Origin of the sequence: Pseudomonas sp. ME-P-057, assembly GCF_030208975.1 — a bacterium.
GTDB classification, from domain to species: Bacteria; Pseudomonadota; Gammaproteobacteria; order Pseudomonadales; family Pseudomonadaceae; genus Aquipseudomonas; species Aquipseudomonas lutea.
Window position 1 is genome coordinate 23161 of record NZ_JARVSX010000016.1, and the last position, 19443, is coordinate 42603.

At 54.5% G+C, this 19443-nt stretch carries 9 protein-coding genes; 1 reads left to right on the forward strand and 8 read right to left on the reverse strand.

The annotated features are described in order from the left end of the window. Positions 1-256: 256 nt before the first annotated feature. From QRN48_RS08560 to QRN48_RS08575, 4 genes are all read right to left on the reverse strand, one after another. Complete coding sequence (locus QRN48_RS08560) at positions 257-5155, reverse strand: glycosyltransferase (RefSeq protein ID WP_285350046.1); 4899 nt, start codon at positions 5153-5155, stop codon at positions 257-259. Beyond that, the gene (locus tag QRN48_RS08565; RefSeq protein WP_191946028.1) at positions 5152-6369 is read right to left on the reverse strand and encodes an ABC transporter ATP-binding protein; all 1218 of its coding nucleotides are present in this window, start codon (positions 6367-6369) and stop codon (positions 5152-5154) included. The genes QRN48_RS08560 and QRN48_RS08565 overlap by 4 nt, the downstream gene beginning before the upstream one ends. Further along, positions 6366-7160 carry an ABC transporter permease gene (locus QRN48_RS08570; protein WP_191946046.1) on the reverse strand — a complete coding sequence of 265 codons (795 nt, stop codon included), beginning with the start codon at positions 7158-7160 and terminating at the stop codon, positions 6366-6368. The genes QRN48_RS08565 and QRN48_RS08570 overlap by 4 nt, the downstream gene beginning before the upstream one ends. 357 nt (positions 7161-7517) lie before the next feature. Further along, positions 7518-8960 carry a mannose-1-phosphate guanylyltransferase/mannose-6-phosphate isomerase gene (locus tag QRN48_RS08575; RefSeq protein WP_191946027.1) on the reverse strand — a complete coding sequence of 481 codons (1443 nt, stop codon included), beginning with the start codon at positions 8958-8960 and terminating at the stop codon, positions 7518-7520. 658 nt (positions 8961-9618) lie between these two features. Between QRN48_RS08575 and QRN48_RS08580 the strand changes: the two genes are divergently transcribed. Continuing rightward, positions 9619-10719 (forward strand): hypothetical protein, encoded by a 1101-nt coding sequence (locus tag QRN48_RS08580; RefSeq protein WP_285350049.1) that lies wholly within the window; start codon positions 9619-9621, stop codon positions 10717-10719. Between the two features lie 146 nt (positions 10720-10865). Here the strand turns inward: QRN48_RS08580 and QRN48_RS08585 are convergent, their stop codons facing one another. The 4 genes from QRN48_RS08585 to QRN48_RS08600 form a co-directional block, all read right to left on the reverse strand. Beyond that, a complete protein-coding gene (locus tag QRN48_RS08585) occupies positions 10866-13205 on the reverse strand; it encodes a rhamnan synthesis F family protein (protein WP_285350051.1) in 2340 nt (779 codons plus the stop codon). Positions 13206-13243: 38 nt separating this feature from the next. Continuing rightward, the gene (locus tag QRN48_RS08590) at positions 13244-14287 is read right to left on the reverse strand and encodes an HAD family hydrolase (protein WP_285350053.1); all 1044 of its coding nucleotides are present in this window, start codon (positions 14285-14287) and stop codon (positions 13244-13246) included. 142 nt (positions 14288-14429) lie between these two features. Next, on the reverse strand, positions 14430-16850 hold the full coding sequence (locus tag QRN48_RS08595) for a glycosyltransferase family 2 protein (RefSeq protein ID WP_285350055.1): 2421 nt from the start codon (positions 16848-16850) through the stop codon (positions 14430-14432). Beyond that, positions 16850-19318 (reverse strand): glycosyltransferase family 2 protein, encoded by a 2469-nt coding sequence (locus QRN48_RS08600; protein WP_285350107.1) that lies wholly within the window; start codon positions 19316-19318, stop codon positions 16850-16852. Before QRN48_RS08600 ends, QRN48_RS08595 begins: the two co-directional genes overlap by 1 nt. Positions 19319-19443 lie beyond the last annotated feature (125 nt).

Consider the following 19443-nt stretch of genomic DNA (forward strand, 5'->3'; position numbering starts at 1 on the left):
TACGATTTAACGTTTAGACGATCTGGCGGTACGGATGGCCGTGCTCGGGCCGCGAAATGTGGCGAGTCTTCTTATTTCACGGACCGTCAAGCCGTCTCAATGTCGCGCAGACGGTGTCTGCCGAGAGTTTATAGCCAAGTGGGAGGGATGGGACATTAAGCGATAGCGCGAGAGTCTGAAAAACAAAGCTCGGCCGGGAAGAGGATGACGCGTAAAAAAGGCCATCTGCCCGAGGGCAGACGGCCGCATGCATGTGTTACTTGGCTGGAAGAATGATCTTCTTGAGCAGAGCTACGCTTTCGCTCCATCTAAGCCATGGCATCCCTACGGCTGCGGGGTGTGAGTTGGTTTGATACAGCTCTAGCCAGCCTTCAACCGCCATCGCTAAAGGCTCAGACTCCAGACCGTCGAAATAGTAAGCGTGATTGCCCGCGACTTCGCGGAACACCGGAATATCGCGAGCAATTATAGGCATACCATGTTGCGCGGCTTCGATCAGCGGCAAGCCAAAACCTTCTGCTTCCGAAGACGCAATCAGGCAATTGCAGGTTTCATAAACCCTTGTAAGGGTTCCGTCGCTTATGCCTTCAAGCCAGAACAATCTCTTGTTCAGCATCGGGTGGCGTCGCAGTCGCCGTACCAGCCGATCAACTGCCCAGCCTTCCTTGCCGACGATTACGAGGTTGACATCAACGTCCCGTTTCCAGAGCTGCTCAAATGCCGCCAGGGTCTGGGCATGGCCTTTGCGCGGTTCCAGAGTCCCCACCATGAGGAATGAAGGGCGCTGTTTTAAAGCAACCATCAACTGTTCATGTTCGCCATCAGGGGCCGTGGGTTCACTGACACTTTCGATATCTGCACCCAGATGGAAGTGGTCCACGTAGGGAATGACTCGTAAACCTTCTCGTTGCAGCAGCCACTGACGGGCGTCGGTCGCAACGGCGTCCGAGATGCCAATCAATCCGTCAGCGTATTTGCCTAGCGAGCGGATCCAGTTCGCGAACGCCGTATCAATTCCTGGATACGCGAAACGGGGGTGAATCAGGGGAATCAAGTCGTAAACCACAAAGTAGATTTTTACATTGGCTCTCTTCATGCGCTCCAACTCGGAGTCAAACTCCGGGAACAGGTGCGCACTTAGATCGAGACCAAGGAAAATATCGCCTCTGGAAAAACTGACGGGTTGTTCGTTTTGGCTGGCGACATACTCACTGGTGTTCGGATAGTTGCTTGCGTAGCGGTAGCCGTGACCAGACGCTCCGAACACAGGCACTACCTGATATTCAGCAGTTTCCGAACGCTGCAGCTCGTTAATCACATTCTTGACGACGCGCTGGATGCCGGTCTTCGCGTCTCTAAAATACAACTCAGACACATCGACGAAGAGCTTCTTGGGCCCTGTCGCCGCTGTTATTTCCTGGCTGTCGCGCCGATAAGGAGTCACTGCCAGACTTAGTTTTTTATCGATCTGCAAACTGTGGATCATGTTGTCGACCCGACGCGATATACGACCCCAGCTGCGTTCAGCCGTCCAGCTCTTCTGACGCTCGACAAGTTCAGCCTTTAACTGTGGCTTGGCTTCGAGCTCCATAATTGCAGTCACAATATCAGCAGCTCTACTGCCTTCCATGCGCCATGTGACTTCTGCCAGATCGGAGAAGATATGGATCGGACTGACCAGGACCGGCTTTAGAGTTGCCAAGCCAATGGTGACAGCAGCACTGGCGCTTTCGTGTGTCTCCTTGTAAGGGAAAATCACGTAGTCCGCGGCCGACATGAGACGCAAGCATTCATTGATAGGAAGATAATCTGTGATCCACGTGATGCTCGCCTCTACGCCAAGCTCATGCGCGCGAGCACGATAGGCATTAAGGGTCTGCTCACTCCTGACGTCCAGGATCGAATGCAATCCGAGCATCCGCACCCCTCTCCCACTGGCTGCGGCCAGCGGCAGCACGGTTTCAATAAGCGTATCGATCCCTTTGTGAGGAAGGATGAAGCCAAAGCAAGCGATCACCAAGTCGTTCTTGGCAATGGAGAGTTCCGTACGGACGTCATCGGAACTGACTTCTGGCAGCGGTTGAATAACCCCCAGACCGATCATCATGACGTTGGCGACCAAACCGAGAACCAGAAGGTTGTTAAGATCCTCAGGTTTATGAACGATTATTCGATCGAGTTTGCGAAGCGCATTGACGCCTGCTTCGGAGATTCGGTGCTCCGCAATCAATGGCAACGTGGAGTGCAGCTCGAGAATCACGACTGCCCCGGCTTCTTGTCGCGCAGCCAGTTGAAGACACAGTTCGTCGTCCAGCCTGAACAGGCTAGGTTGATGCTGAACCAGCAAAACCTCGGATTGGAGGCAGTCCGGGTGCTCCAGTGCCTCTTTTACTGCTTCGGTATCACCGAGTGCCCAAGAGGGTCGGTAGACCGTTTGGGTATCATCGGGTTGAGTCCGAAGGTCGCACAGAACCTTTATGTCGAACTGTGAGCGATCAAACATACTGAGCAGCGAGTGTGTGTATTCCGCGACGCCGCAACGGGTTGCCCACGGGCCGATCACCGCCATACGGGTTTTGCCGACCGTTTGCTTACCTTTGTTTTCTTTCGCCCAGGAAGCGCTCGCCAATACTGCCCTCGCGCTTTTCTCCCAGGTGTAAGTGCTGCGCACATGGCGAAGGCCATCTTGTCTGCGCGTTTCCAGTTCTACATCCTGATTGAGCACTTGACGGAAAACTTCCCGCATCTGCAATGCCAGGCTGGCGACATCAGGCTCAACCCAACAGGCGTCGGCACTTCTCAGGTGGCTTTCGGACTTCGCAAACTGGTATGGAATCAGTGACGCGGTAGAGCGAGTGCAGAAGTCAACATGTGCGCCGTAACCCGTGACGATGACAGGAAGCGCCAGTGCCAGCGCTTCGGCAGCAGGCAGATTGAAACCTTCTCCACGGGTCGGAAGTACCATCGTATGTGAAGAGCGATACAGCTGTATCAACTGCTCATCATTCATATGATCTTCGTTGATCACGATGGCAGGGAGCTTGGCCCGGCCCGCCGACAGCTCTGCAACAAGATCGTGGATCCGGTTATGCGGATTAGGGAATGTCTTGATGTAAAGCTCAACGTTGTCCTGGTCAGTAAACTCATCCAGGTACGCTTTGATGAGTACATCAGCACCTTTACGTTCAAATACCGACGAGATGTGCAGGAACCTGAATTTCGCGCCATCCGCAGGCTTCAACGCACCGATAGGCTCAATGGCATCGGAGATAAGGTGATCGATGCCAATCGGGCATGTGGTGACTGCAATGCGGCATCCGGAGTCCTGCAATGTCTTCTTGACGAAGGAAGTTGCAACGATGATGAGATCAAAGTGCTCATTGAGATAGGCAATGGTGTCGTGCGGCACCACTGTCTCTTCCCAGAAGAAAAAGACGACTTTCAGACCGGCCTGTTCGGCGTCGAAGATCATTGGGTAGTGGTGCACGATCGACAGTATCTTTTCGCTGTCTTCTTCGCGCAGCTCCACATCTACAGCTTCCAGCAAACTTGACTGAGAGAGAGGTATGTCGGTCGGATTCTCATAGAGTTTGCCGTGATAAGGGACGAACTTGAGTTGACCTCCCACCTGCGGCATCAGCGCTGCCGCCAAGCCGCGGTTCACGATTGCCAGGCTGTAATGTCCCTCGATGTGGCCAGTGAAGCGTACGCAGGTAAAGCTTGCGCTGTCGGCACTGGATTCAAGGAAGGAGCCCTCAGGAACCACCGGCTGCGTGGGCATGACTTGTGGGTTGATATGCGCGTAGGCCGTCTCGTGGAGCGGCGGGCGTTGTGAAGAAGCGGCCGTGACCGGGCCTCCAGGTATCAACCCTCTATTTCTTGCAAACAGCTTCAGCTGTTGGTGTACGGCAGGGAACTTGCGAATGACAGAGTTCGCATGTTTGCGTACGGAAGCATTAGCCAGAACTGCCCCCACGGTATTGGTTACCAGGGGACGGACGGCGCGACGAATGATCGCTTTGAATGACAACGTGCGTTTCTCTTGTAGACCTCGCAGCGCTGCTTCTGCCAGATCGGCCCGAATTTCCAGTTCACTCACGCGGCGCTCAAGCGCCGTTGCGTAGGCCACAGCTTGATCGTTATTGAACGAAACGGCAGTGATTGCTTGCTTGGCTTCGACTAAAAGGCCAGCCAAATGCTTGAGCTCGCGGCTCAAGTCGTCAGTCACCGCATCAACGTCCAGCTTGATCAGGTCCACGTCCAGTTTGACGGAATCCGCATCGAGCCTGGCCGCAGCAAACGCTGATCTGGTCGTGTCCACTTCCAGCCTGATCAGCTCAAAGTCGACGCGGGATTTCTCCAGACCGGCCGTGAGGCTCGAGGTCGTCTCGTCGAGTTGAGTCAAGCGGGTGTTGAGTCCGTCCTCGTAGCGCGTAGCCAGCTCGTTCAAGGCAATACCATGATGGGCCGCGAAGGCGCCATCAAACTTCTCCATGACCATTTCGCCGGCTTTTTGGGCGACGATGGCGTAGTCGGGACTGGCCCCCTCCAACACCTGAAAAAGCGATACGTCGGCTGCGTCTATCAGCAATGGAGACTCTTGCAAACGAAGCAGTTTGGTGCGGGCGAATCCACAATGCTCTGTCAGAAACCCCAGGAGCAAATGGGGTATGGGACGTTCGTGAGTGGGGTCCAGATAAAAGTTGTTGGTCCCAACCACCAGGTTCTCTGCGTTGGGGGTCTCCAATATCAGCAGCCCACCCGGTTTCAAGACACGTAGCGCTTCGCTAACCAGCTCCTGAAGCACAGGGAACGGGATATGTTCAGCGATATGGAACCCGCTCACGACAACCTGGCTTTCACTCTCCAGGCTTCGCAGCGCCGTTAGGGCATCAATGTTTTGAGTAGGAAGTCCCAGCGTCGAGCACGCCTCAAGCATACCGTCGTCCAGGTCCACACCCAGCGGCGAGAATCCATGCTCAACAAGGATTTCAAGCCACTCGCCGCGACCGCAACCCAAGTCGAGGGCGTTGCAGGTTTCGTAAATGTCCTTCAGCGGCAGGATAAAGGGCAGGTACACAAGCTGCCGGTGCTTGATGAGCTCGCGAGATCCACGATAACGGTCTTCAAAGTCACGGTAAAAATCTGATGTCATCGGCTGTACTCCAGAGAAGGTGGCACCCAGGCGACGCCCACGAACTCAGGTTTTGAAATGTTGATCATGTTGAAAACGAGGGCCAGGTCCTGCCACTCATAGTTACTCCCGATATGAACGTCATTGGCATGCAGCGCGACGGCAACGGAATATGAGCCCGGACCAAAATTCGCGTCAAACGCGAATCGGTATTCGATGACCTCACCGGGCTGCAGGTCAGTCAGCACGGTTTTCATGTGATGGGTATTCGTGCCGAACAGCTGCTGCCCCAGCCGATCCTTGATGACATAACCCACGACCAGTTCTGGCACTGCATCGTTGATTGCGACCTTGATCTTGAGCGAAACCCTGTCCCCGACAGAGACAAATTCAACGAGTTGGCCGTTCTCTGCGCACAATTGGACCGAGGCAATACTGGCCTCTCCAGATCCCGACCGGGTTTGCTTGGACCCGTCCGCAAGCTCCCTGACCTGCACGGTGCTGTTTTCTTTTTCCGCGATAATGGCGTTGTAGTAGTCCATTACCTCTTCCGGCGCGCCGTCCTTAAGCACAGAACCGTTCTCGAGAAGAATGGCGCGGCTGCACAAGGTTTGAATAGCGCCACGGTCATGGGAAACAATCAGAAGCGTTGTACCCTGCCGCTGAAATTCGCGAATCCTGTCAAAACTTTTGTGCTGAAAATAGCTGTCGCCGACTGAGAGTGCTTCGTCGACGATGAGGATCTCAGGCCTGAACGCTGTTGCCACGGCAAACGCAACCCGCATCTGCATACCGCTCGAATAGGTACGCACCGGCTCGTCAAAATAGTTGCCAATCTCCGCGAAATCCTCGATTTCGTTCATTACGTCAGAGATCTGCTCGGTGCTGAAGCCCATGAGCCCAGCTGCATGGTAGACGTTTTGCCGGCCACTCAACTCAGGGTTGAAGCCCATGCCCAGCTCCAGGATGGCCGCAATACGGCCGTTTACCTGGACGTTGCCCTGCGTCGGCTCGAGCGTGCCAGTAATCATCTTCAGCAGGGTCGACTTACCGGCGCCGTTTTGCCCCACGATCCCGACTGCTTCACCCGCACGAATGGAGAAGTTGATGTTTCGCAACACCCAATGTTCGGTGCTGGCCTTGGTCGGTATATAAAACCAGTTCGCGATGCGCTGCCATTCCGATCGATAGGTTCGATACGCTTTGCCGACGTTGTTAACGGACAATAAATTCATAGCGCATCCACCATTTCAGGAACTGCTCTTCGGAACAGAAATAGACCTACAAGAAGAAGCCCGACGGAGACCCCAACGATGATCAACGGCTGTTGCAAGTCTGGAGCTTTGCCATACAGCAGTATGTCGTGGTACGCGCTGACGATTGAGAACATCGGGTTGTAATCCAGCGTGCCTTTCAAATAGTCGGGGATGATGCTGATGGAATAGACGATAGGAGTGAACCAGAACCATATCTGCATGATGATCGGGATAACCTGGCCCACGTCGCGGACAAAGACGTTAAGGATGCCCAGAATCAGGCCAAGGCCAACGCCTAGCGCCACGACTGCGAGAGTCATGGGAATAAGCCACAGCATCGCCAGCGTGGGGTAATGCCCTAGCAGTGCGAACACGATCATCACTGCGACGAAAAGAAGAAGGTTGTTAAGCAAGCAGGAGCCCACCACGATGACGGGCAGGGTGATCCGCGGGAAACGCATCTTCTTCATGAGGTTGCCCTGTTCGATGAACAGGGTCAGGCAGCGACCAATCAGCTCTGAAAACAGGTTCCAGGCCAGGATGCCCGCCATCAGATAAAGCGCATAAGCGTATTTGTTATCAACGCCCGGCAGCTTGGCCGCCAGCACGTTTGAAAGGATCAATGCGTAGATGGCGACTTGGGCAAGGGGGTGGATGATCATCCACAACCCACCCAGCTTGCTTCTTGCGAAGCGAGCGACAAATTCGTTTTTGATGGACGTGCCAATGAAGCCTCGATAGCTCCATAGGCCTTTAAGCATGCTAAGCATCATTATCCCCATGGTATAGCGGCGTATAAAATCCGCAGGACGGCTGGTTTTCAGCTCTTTTAGAGAGCTCAATCGCCGGGTAGTCAGTGGCCACCGAAATCAGGCAAATCGCCCGTTCCGTGGCACCGCAGTTGAGAAATTCGGAACGCATCCCGGTCGATCCGCAATCGTTGAGCCTGGTTTTACCAGGCATGTGTGGTGCCGCTGCAATGGTAACGGATGGGAGACATATCGAGTACTTGAGGAGGTCACCCGATCCGGGCGACCTCGCGATGGGTTGAAGTCAGACAAAAGTACACCTCAGGTCACGACCGCAGTAACAACGCGACCTGGCGGGTGCGAGCGTCACGCTCGCGATTACTGACCAGCGCGGCCGTAAACATCCTCAAAGCGCACAATATCATCCTCTCCGAGGTAGTCGCCGCTCTGAACCTCAATAAGCACCAGGTCTATGACACCGGGGTTCGTCAAACGGTGCGTGTGGCCGGCACGAATGAACGTCGACTCGTTGGTGTTGAGCATGAGCTCCTGGTCATCGTTAACCACGACGGCCATACCGCTGACGACAATCCAGTGCTCGCTGCGATGGTGGTGCATCTGCAGCGACAGCGAAGCCTTGGGCTTGACCACGATGCGCTTGATCTTGAAGCGCTCGCCATTTTCCAGCGTGGTGTACGTGCCCCAAGGACGGTGAACCGTCTGGTGCAATTGGTGCAGTGTATGGCCCGAGCTCTTGAGCTGAGTCACGATGTGTTTAACGTCCTGCGCGTGATTCTTGTGCGCAATCATCAATGCGTCGGGGGTGTCGATGATCAGCAGATCTTCAACGCCCACCAATGCGGTCAACCGGTCTTCGCTGTTCACGTAGTTGTTACGCGAGCCGTGGGAGAGCACTTCACCTTCAAACCGGTTGCCGTTGTCGTCCTGGGCCGTCAGCTCGCTCACAGCGTTCCATGAGCCGATGTCACTCCAGCCGATGTCGCATGGCACAGTTGCAACCTTGCTGGAGCGTTCCATCAAGGCGTAGTCGATGGAGATGTCCGGGACCTTGGCGAAGGAATCCGGGTCGATGGACAGGCAGTGATAGGCGGAACCTTCGGTCAGGCGAGAGCTGGCGATCGAAGCAGCCGCGGCCTCAAGTACGTCAGGCGCGTGAGCGGCAAACTCTTCCAGCACGGTGCCCACCTGGAAGCAGAACATGCCCGAGTTCCAGAAGTAGTTGCCTGCAGCGACGTAAGCCTCGGCAGTCTTCAGATCCGGCTTCTCGACGAAACGCGCGACCTTCAAGCCGGCGTCGTGCCCGGTGGAGTCACCGGCTTCGATGTAGCCAAAGCCCGTCTCGGGGTACTGCGGCTGAATCCCAAAAGTGACCAGCCAGCCTTTCTCGGACAGATGAACAGCCTTGGCGACGGCGGCAGCGAATGCCTTCTCATCCTGGATCAAGTGATCGGCAGCCAATACCAGCATATGGGCGTCGGCACCGTGCAGCTGCTTGATCTGCAGCGCGGCCATCGCCACTGCCGCAGCGGTATTACGACCGAAGGGCTCGAGGATGAAGCCTTGGGCCAGACCGTTTTTGTTGACGGTGCGGTACTCGTCTTCGGTTTTGAAGAGCAGGTCACGGTTGGTGACCGTCATGACTTCAGAGACGCCCGCCAGCGCGGCCGCGCGCAGGAAGGTTTTTTGAATGAGGTTCTGGCCGTCAGGCAGCGTCATAAACGGCTTGGGATGGGCCTCGCGCGAGACGGGCCACAGCCGGCTGCCTACGCCGCCTGACAAAATTACGGGGATTAAATCCATCTTGATAAACCTCATGCAAACAGACAGCTACTGATGATAAGGCGGAGAGGGTGGACATCTCCGCTTTGCGCTACGGCAGGTAGGCATGCCAAGGGTCAAAACATGCTAGCGGGAGCGACCTATCTGAAATCCGCGTATTCGTGCGCGCAAGGGTACCAGAGAACGGTTCGCTCTCTAAGGGCCTTCTGAAATCGCACAGGCATGCTGCCTCGTAGGCGTTTGCCGGAGCTGACTAGCAACCTGCTGTTGGCTTAAGTGGTAGCCAGCGAGAAAGGGCTTGGGCGGTCGGCGTGCAGTCCATACAGGGCATTCTGCCTGCTGAGATAGCTCTGTAACCACCGGAGTGTGGTGTTAGGGGAATATGCCACCCAGTTAACAGGGTGATCAGGAAAGTGGTTCCTATATCCAGACGCGCAGTTATCTCGCGGCGCCGACTGACCTTTCTGCAACGCTTCGCTCAGATCCATTCGTATGATTAGATGTATCTCCTGCCTTGTATGTGCCGCTAACACCGAGCTGATGTGCATTTCTACATACACCGAACCCTGTGCTTCACGGAGTTACAGGAGTGTGCTTAACTGTCGGGGTCGGCAGTCAGCGGCTTAATTTCCGATAAATCAACATGGCATGTGATGGCGTAATGATAGATTGTGACGCGATGGGAGTATCGAAAGAAATAATTGCCGACGAGCAGGGGTATCGGATCGTTTATTACCGGCATGCCGTCAAGCCAAATAAGCTGATCATCACCTTTGACCCTCATGGCCACGATATCAGGGACGCAGGCTTCGGATGTGATGTGAGTCTGGAGTCAGGGTTCGATAATATATTTATCTCCCATAGATTTAACAGTCAGTATCAAGAATTGAGCCTCGATCAGTTTGCGAGTCATGTTCTGCCATTTATTGAAGGTTATGAAGTCTATACCTACGGCTCAAGCTTGGGCGGCTATTGCGCAATCTATTATGCGGGTGCTGTCAACGCGAGGGCAATAGCTCTAAGTCCTCGTAATTCAGCACATCCCTCGATCAGCTCTCCATTGTTTTCTCACGTTTCATTTGCGCACAGTGACTGTGTCATGTCACCTTCGTCGATGTATCCGCCTACGATACTGTTTGATCATGTGCAGGAAGTTGATCGAAAATTTATCCAGGACTTTATTGTCCCAGCTTATCCTGAGGCCCGTTTGGTGGATATGCCGTATGCAGGTCATCTTATCGCCGAGGCGCTTCTTGAGGTTGGCCTGCTGAAAGCCGTTGTGCTGGGCATAATCAATCACGATGTGGTCAATACAGTAGACTTGAGTCAGTACGACAGCTCCTATTGGTGCGCGGAGATCGGATACGAAGAGATCCGGTCTGGTAATCCGTTATATGGTGCATCGTATTTGATTCGGTCCTTAAAGATCAGGCATGATCCTGCACACTTAGATGAACTGATCGCATTGGCTAGAAGCTCCGAGATTCCAACGAGTTTTCTAAATGATGTGATCCAGCCTTATCTGTGCGTTATAAACGAGAGCGGATTGTTTGACGCCGACTGGTACGTGAGTATGTATGGGCACACGATTCAAGGCGAGCTGGCGCCCGTACTTCATTATCTGCTGTACGGCGGTTATGATCAAAACTGCCCAAGTCCAAAATTCGACTCTGAGTTTTATCTCGAAAATAATCAGGACGTACGGGCTTCGGGTATGAACCCTTTGCTGCATTATGTCTTGTATGGGGAATTTGAAGGCAGAATAGCAAGCAGCGACTAAGAAATTCGCGCAACTGTGGGTAATCTGGGTATCTAAGTCTCGATGTCCGAATGCCAGCTGGTTGGCGGTTCTGCTTAAATGATCATTTGCCCCACAGGTTATCGAAAAAGGGGGCCAGCCCTGCAAAGCCCCCACCTGCACGATGGCTATTCGCCGATGAAGGGAATTCTTCCCGTATTACTGATCAATGCTCCCCATTTATGGATGCTGCTTTCATCAATCGTAGAGTGACCTGTTAGCACATCAGGAAAGCCTAGCGCGCGCCATTTGTCCATCGGGTGAAGGATATGGATCGTGGTCAACCCAAGATCCCCTGGTATTTGAGAATCGGCGACTACGTTGTCACCCACATGAACATGGTTGCTAACACCTTCGCGTCGTAGGTCCGACTTCACCATATGCCACATGCTCCCATTATCCTTACGTTTTTTCTCCTCGCTTGATACCAGAAGTCTATACGGGGCCGCAATGCCTGCCTTTCGGAGCATGAGACTCACTTGGGTCCCGGAGTAATAAGTGTCGGAAATGACCCAAAGAATGTGCCCTGCCGAGGCGAGGCCATTGAAAATATCGACCATTTCATTTTTTGCCAAGATGGAGTCTAAATCCAGTTCAAACTCTCTTTCCATGAGCTGCAGCGCATGCTCCTGTTGGATGTTTAATACGGCGCTGATTTCCATGTATATATCCTTTAAGGATACATCGCCTTGAAAGTTAGATCGCTTTCTTAATGTGTATTCAGCATCGTTTCTGAGCTGCACAAATGAATGCGCCGATTCGACCTGCTTGGCTTGGGCTATCTCTTTTCCAAGCTTGAATTTTGCATAATCTGCAGCGGTGTGTTTACGCCTCACTAATGTATCAAACACATCGAAGCTGACATGGCTAAACGTTTTTAATCTGCTTTGAAATGATTGCAGGCTGTAATGGTAGTTCATCATTATGAACGTATCATCAGTGGTCATTGCATTTGTTTCGGGGTAGTAGAAGAACTGGCGGTACCCATTAGATGCGGCAAGAGGGCCGAGTATGCGTTCCAGTGCATGAAGTGAAGAGCCATCGTTGGGAAGAGGCTCCTCAGGAAAATCTTCATACTTGAGGCCCAATTCCAGTAAATTCTTCAACGCTTGGGGTCGAGCCCAAAACATACCTCCAGCTGGATAGGCCAGGAAATCGTGGGCATGGGCGGAAATATTTAGCGTTCGATACCAATCATTCATGTGCCCTTTGTTCATCGTCACGTGATTGACCCAAGAGGGCATCATCCAGAACGTTGTGGGATAGTAAAGTCCCAAGGTAGTGTCGTCCGCAAATGCGTTCAAAAGCTCTGTTGTGACACGAGGGTCTCTGAGCAAAAACTCCGTGAGGTATTCAGCCCACTGGTGCTGCTCCCGGCCAGAGTATAGGGATTTCTTAGAGTGCAGGTGGCAAAATAGATCGTACTCGGAGAGTTCCGCGGCATATTCAGTTAAAAGAGGTCCGAAGTTTCTGCCCCTATTAGGAACCGTGCAGATTTCGACGCGTTTTACATTCACATGATTTCCGAATGCTTCTCGTGCCAGACTGTCGTCGACGCCGTGGGCCAATGTGATAAATACGTCCACCGCGAGCGGAAAGTTATCCAGTGCCTTGGAAAAGCGTTCAATATAGTCTTCGTAGAAAATGTGAAAACATATCGCTATTTTGAGTTTTTTTGCTTTGGCCGTTAGCCTGTTTTTTGGCAGAATCACGCTGCTGGGCCGCCACTTAACGTGGACAGGTTGGGGTGCTCTTCCTTCCGCTTCACCACTCAAAAGAAAATGCGTAAGAGGGCTCATTTGTGCATGATATACGTCTGAGTACATGCGGTGGTATGTTTCGTTGTCAAACGCAGGTGAGGGATTTACTTGGGAAAAACGGGACTTGTGGAGATAATCCTGGAAGGCTTGAAGCGGCGTTGCGAAGTGTCCACCGTAAGTTTCCTTATACCAGTCGAAATCAAAAAAGCCGCGGCGCAACGCTTGATCGAGTAAGTTCTCTTCATCTTGATTGGATGCGTATGGAATGATCGCAATGTCAGGAGCGACCATCGCAAGCTCAAAATGCTCCGGCTTGGTTTGTCCGTAGTTTTGGGTGAAGTGCTTGAGCGGGTTGATCTTGTCGAAGGCGATATCTGGGTGCAGTCTTCGATAGTCCGTAAGGCTGAAGTTCTCGCTAGTGAACCGGTCTTCTCGATACCCGAAAATGACGAAGTGTAGGAATGGGTGTATGTTCAACGCCCGGACGTCTTCGTTTGCTTGTACATAGTGATGAGTATCGAAGCATGGATGCGGGTTAAGGCCTATCTTCCAGCCTTCTTTTAGGTAGTGTGCAATAGGATCATTATGCTTCTTAGCCGCCCCGTTTCGTTGGGATCTGTAGAAGACTTTGTCAAACGCGCCGCTCGCGTTGATCAGCTCGGTAAGCGCCTTGAGATTTTTTTCGATCAGCTTGTGTTTAGTTGTCATAGATGTTCTACATGGATAAGGGGACGAAGATAAAGTAGTTACAGCCCAAAGATTTCCATTGGGGTTATTTCGCCGCCACCTGCAAAGTCGTCATCGATACTAAATAAATGTCTTACCGCCAGGGGGATTGCGCTTGGAGGGGTAGCAAATGCTGTGTAAAGCAACTCGATCTCCGCCACTGTATATTCGACATTGAGCCTGAACCCCTCTTCCACACCCTGTATAGCGCCATCCAATACGGCTTCAAGGTCCTGATAGAATCGTTGTGGCGCTGCGGATCTTCCATAAAAGAAATCTATGTCGCCATCTGTTCGAATTCTAAGATCTATCACGCTGCCGTGGGGCGCGGTCATCAAGCTCTCAAGCAAGAGGGATCTCTCTAGTAGAATGTAGCCGTCTTGCCATTTTACGTTTTCCTTAAAGACGCCCGCCATCGATGCGGTATTTTTTCCAATATTTTTATCTGTAGAGTCCGTCGCGATGAAATATAAACCGGCGGTGTCCCGGTCTAATAATTGGGTGAGAATTTTTTGAATGGTACCAGCATATCCCAAGTCGAGCATCATAGGGCAGGGCCCCCCGCTTAGATCCAGTTTCTTCAAGTAAGCGGCTAAAGCATGGCGAGTGGAAGCTACAACTTCTTTTAGTTTGGAAGCGTGTGGGGTCAGCCATTGTTTTAAAGCGTCAGTATCTCTAGGGAGTGATACGGGAAATCCTAAAACCTCTGCCGGTACCGCATTGAAAGCTTCATACAGCTTGAGCCCGTATCGCTTTATAAGCAGATCCAGTACCGTGCCTTCGAACTTGTTCTCAAGCCCCAACTCCCATCCCAATTCCTCACCCAACTGGCTTCGCAATAACACGGTCCTAGATACTTTGAGGTAAACGGGATCGTGCTCCAGCGTAATCAGACCGCATTGAGACAGATGGTTGAGCATTTTAAACAAAAGCCATCCTTCACGTGCCAGGCAGACAGCCTTGTGACCTTTCTCTCTGCGGACGAGCTCCCGAACGTAATGGTTCAGCATTGGAGACAGAAAACTGTAGCCAAATTCAAACAGCGCTTGGTAGGAGCTTCTCATTTTCTTCGTATTGTCTCTGCAAAAATTGCTAGGTTAACGATAGGGCTTATTTTGCCCGACCGAGGTCGTTGTAAATAATATTCGTAACAGACGCGAACTAACCCGCCAGCACTAGCACAGCCAAAGCCATGGTCTTTTTAGCTCATGCATCTGCAATTTTAAAAAGTCTGGCCCAACGAGGGTAACGCGCGGTGGTCCGGTGCCGCATTGGTAACGCTAGTCCTCCATAGGGCCCACTCAGATAGTCATGGCTCAGCGCAGGGTGATAATAAGTGTCAATAAATCCATACAGCGACCATTTTTCTATAAAACCCTGCTGCTCGCGATGAGCCCGCGCCCGTTTCTCAGGGCTCACATCCTTCCCCCTGCTCGCAGATTCTGCATGGATCAACTTCGCAAAGGCCGTCCAGACCAGGTTAAGCCCTGACGTCTGAATCCGCAGGCAGAAATCGACGTCATTGAAGGCTACGGGAAACGCCTTCTCGTCCAGCCCACCCAGTTCTTCATACACTGCCTTGCGTACCAACAGGCAAGCCGCGGTTACAGCGCTCTGGCGGCGGGTTAGCTGATTGGTCGCCAGGTAGCCTGGGTCGTTTTCTTCTAGATTATTGCCAGCATGCGCAGCCAGCCCATTGATCCCCACGACAACGCCGCCGTGCTGCACCATGCGATTGGGCCACAACAGCTTGGCACCGACGGCTCCGACATTTTCCCGTAGCAGCTGGCTGAGCATTTCCTTCAGCCAGCCAGCTTCGATGATTTCAATGTCGTTGTTCACCAGGCCAATGATTTCTCCACTGGCGTGTTCAACTGCGCGGTTGTTGATCGCCGAGTAGTTGAACGGAAACGGGTGCGAGAGCACTTTCACGCCTTGGGTTGGCAGGTAGCGCAGGTATTCAAGCGCTTCGGGATCGCTGGACTGGTTGTCGACGACGATGATTTCCAGATGCGGGTAATCGGTATTGTTCAGCAAGCCTTCAATGCACGTTCGCAACAGCCTCACCTGGTCGCGCGTTGGCACGATGAGACTCACCCGCGGAAGTGTCAGCGGCAGCGGCCAGCGGGCGCGCAGCAATGCCGGGTAGTTTGGCAGCGCGCTGACCGTTGTGCCCGGTGCCATGCTCTGGCACAGCCAGGCGATTGCCTGATGGCGGTCCATCGAGGGCCAGGCCAGTTCGGGGCTTGCCGCGCACTGGTGGTGCCGGTGGTAGACGACTTGCGGCAGGTGCGCCACGTTGGCTTGAAGGCGCTCGGTGGCGAGCACGATGCCCGCGATGAGGAAATCCCAGTTCAGCGTATGCAGCTCGTTGGCCGGTGCCAGTACCGAGAGTGCAGCCTGCACAATGTCGGCGCCGAACACGGCGCCGGGCGTAAAAATGTCAGCGCCTATGAACAGATCTACGTCCCAGACCGGTTTGAGCCAGGGGAGGGTGCGTTCACCCTGCGGTCCGTCGCGATCACAGTCGGCGTATCCCCACGCGACACCTTCGCCGATCAGGCCGATTAAATGGTCCAGCGCGCGAGCCGCGAAGTGATCGCCCGCCCTGATGGGGACAATGCAATCGCAGCCTGCTTCCAGCAGTTCTTTGATCTCCGGCAACAGGTTGTCAACCGAAGCCCTCGCCACTTTTAGTGGCGTAGCACGGTGGCCGCGCAGACTTGCCAGGCTCAAGCCTTCAAGCGTCATGTCACCTTCGCTGATCAAGAGGACGCCGATCCTGCTCTTCAGGGGTAGCGTATTTCGCGGAGGGGTGTGTTGAAACACCTCAAACCACTGCGCGTAGTGGTGAAAGCCGGCGCTCTTAGGCAAATGAAGCGCTTGCTCCCTTGCGATCTGGGTGAGCAGGGCCATGGTCTGCTCGTCCGGGCCGTGGTTGTCGTGCTGACGGAGCAACCCTTCAATGCCTTCGGGCCAGCAGCACATTTTAATGGGGCTGCCTGAAAGCGGATCGCCCAAGTCATTTTCAATGTGCAGGGTGTGGACTTCACCGTCCGCGAGTTCCCATGGAAGGTCGATACTAAAACCGTGGTCGCTGGTCGGCCGCTCAGCGAGGGCATGATGATGAATGTCGCAAGGCGCCCGGGCCAAAACGCGGTCACCCTCGCGCACGACCACTTCTACATGGCGTAACGGTGCGTCAGGGTCCCAGGACCATCCGCTCAGACGCAGCCCGCCGCTGTGCCAGACTCGCGAGGCCACGGGGGCGGGGTCTTTACTCGGGCGTGCTGGCAGTTGGAGATCGCCGGCGAGGCCAAAGTCCTGATTCGCAACGCGAGCGCTGATGTGTTTCGCCCCGTCCAGCCAACTCTGGCGCAGCTGCACCGCAAACCCATGAAACTGGTCACCAACCTCGGCGTTTGGTTGAAACTGATCTGCGCGGGTCAGTGCGACGCAGGCACCATCGATCATTATTTCGACGACCAGACGCTGCTCCTGCTGTGCATTGTCCAGCGCCCAGCCTTGCAGAACATCCCCATAGAGGCCGGTAATGGCACCGCACAGTGAAGGCGACTGACTGGCTTGGCGGGTGGCAATCGGTTTTGTTAGCACTTCTTCTGACATCACGCCCGGCTCAGTGAAAAGGGAAGGTGGTTCATCGGCAACGCGCCGGCTTCTTTGGCGACGGCGCTGGTGATGGCGTACAGCGGCAGCCCCAGCGTAGATGCGAGATGCGGCGCTTGCCAGCCTGCGCCTGGCTCGGGATCGAGGCTTAACGCTGCATCGCAACCCGCCAGGGACAGACAGTCGGTGGTTTCCAGCCCTTGCACCTCTGGCAGTGCATGAACCGCGCCAGTGGCGGTCAGGCTTTTCAGCCAGGGACTGTCGCCATTGACGAGCAGCACTACGGGAATATTCTTCCGGGTCATGTGTCGGGCAAGGTCGATCCATCGATCGGCCACATCGCCGTCGCGGAGGTCATCAGCGATCAGCAGCGTTTGTGGTGGTCGCCTTCTCGCGGGTGTTGCCCGGGTTTTTTTGCCGATCACAAGCCGGGCCGACGGCAAGGCCGCAGCATATCGCTTCAATAGCGCCTGCCAGGGTAGGCTGATGCTCTTCGCGTGGCGGGCGAACTCTGCCCATTCCGGCTCGCCGCTCCGTACCAATAGCTCGTCATCGCTGCAGAGAATGCGATAAGGCGTGTTCAGTCGCGACGCGAGCTTGAGAATTTCTGAAGGGCAGCCGGTCAACTGGCCGTACACGACTTCTTCCAACCCTAGCACGCTGAGGTCCGTAGCCAGCTGGTCTGCCTCTTTTGGGAGCTGGTATTCGAGGGTCAGTCCCAGTGGGGCCCACTTTGCGTGCAGGGTTGCCAGTGTGCAGGCGCCGTGATGACGCCACATCAGGCGCAGGGGAGCATCGACGTCCGGACCTTGAATATGCAGGCTTTTCGGGCCCGGTACTTTTTTAACAGTGGTTGTCGCCAAGTGCGCCGACAGCTGGCTTAGGCGTGCACGCTGCAAGGCCTGGCGTGCCGATTTGATCGGGTCTCGCAGGCAAAATGCCTGGTAGCGGTCGGATGCGTTCGGGTAGCGACGTCTGAGGATGGCGTTGTTGTGCGCGACCCGAAGCGTTTTTTCCTCACCAAAAGAAATGCCTCCCTGGTGCGCCACGAACACATTGGGTGCCCCCATATGGCGCCATCCCAGTGAGCGCGCGCGCAGGCACCAGTCGGTTTCTTCCCCGTAGCCGCGTAGCAGGTGCACTTCGTCGAGGTAACCCACCTCGTTGATCGCGTCACGCTTTAGATAAAGACAAAACCCGCACCCTGTCTCGATCTCCATGGCGGCAGCATCGACATTCAGTGCCAATTGGTCGAGCTCGGCCTGTTCTTGAGCCGTGGGCATGGTATGGCTGACGCGGCTGACCGGAAAGCTCATCAGCTCACCGTTGTTGGTGAAGGGCGTGACCGAGGCGATGTCCTTGTCGCGGTAAGCCACCGCGCGCAGGCGATCAAGCCAGTTACCGTGCACGCGGGTGTCGGCGTTGAGCCACACCACGTCGCGCTCGGTGTGCAGTGCCATTCCACGATTGACGTTGCGAATGAACCCCAGATTCGTTGCGTGCTGGATGTGCTCGATCTGGCCGTCGGCGGCCAGTGCCCGCAAGGCGTTGCGCAGCTCCGCATTCGGGGTCGCATCGTCGAGCACGATGACGCGATGCGCAGTCCGATTCTGGCTTCGGTTACGCAACACGCTGTTGATGCATTCCAGGGTTTCTTCATAGCCGTCGTACACCGGGACAAGGATGTCGACCGGCTCCTGACGGGCTGAGGTTTGGCCTTTTGGCGAAGGTGGGTTGAACGCTGGAAGGTTTGAAAACGGGCTTCCGATGAGGGCAGTGCTGTCGTTGAACCTCACGTGCAGCGTTTGCGCGGGCTCGGCGATCAAAACACGCAGCCCTCCGTGCGTTTCACAGATCCCCGCTTTGGAAAGCAGCGGATGGGGCAGGTCAGCCGCGCTTGCGAAGCGTTGCGTGTCCGACTCGATCTCGATGGTAACGACCGACGCAGGGGCCTTCACATTCACCGCCCACCCGGTTATTTCCCGGGTTTGCGGATCGAAGCGAGCAACGCCAATTTCGGCCGGCGCGTCTGTCTGAGCGGCCAACAGCTTGAGGACCAGCGCCAGTTCGGCAGCGTCATCTATCTCGGGCAAGTGAGTGAAGATCAATTTCCGCAGTTTTGCAGGCGGCAGGCTTTGGCTACGAGCGTGCCACAGCATGATTCGCAACGACGGTTCTGTCGGCATCTGCTGCCAGGCACAGGCCAAAAGACGAGTGGCGAGTTCTGGTTGTTGAAGCGCGAGAACGCTGCGTCCGATAAGGGCCCGGACATCGGCACGTCCAGGGGTGGCCTGAGCCGCAGAGCCAAAAAACAGAAAGGCGTGATGAAGGCGCTGCTGTTGCAGCGCCTCGATGCCTCGCCAGATAAGGGCCTCGGGACGGTATTCGGGGGTTTGTAGCGCTTGATCGATAAAAAACATGGCGCGTTCATGCTCGCCCAAATGGCGTGCATGATGAAATTGCTCCATGAGCGTTCCACGCTCAAGGTCGGTGTGTGCTGATTGGGCCATGGGGGTTCGCATAGAAATAAAGAGGGGCGCCCAAAGGTGCCCCTTTTTTCGAGTACCCCCAGCCTTGCGGCTGAGGGTCTTCA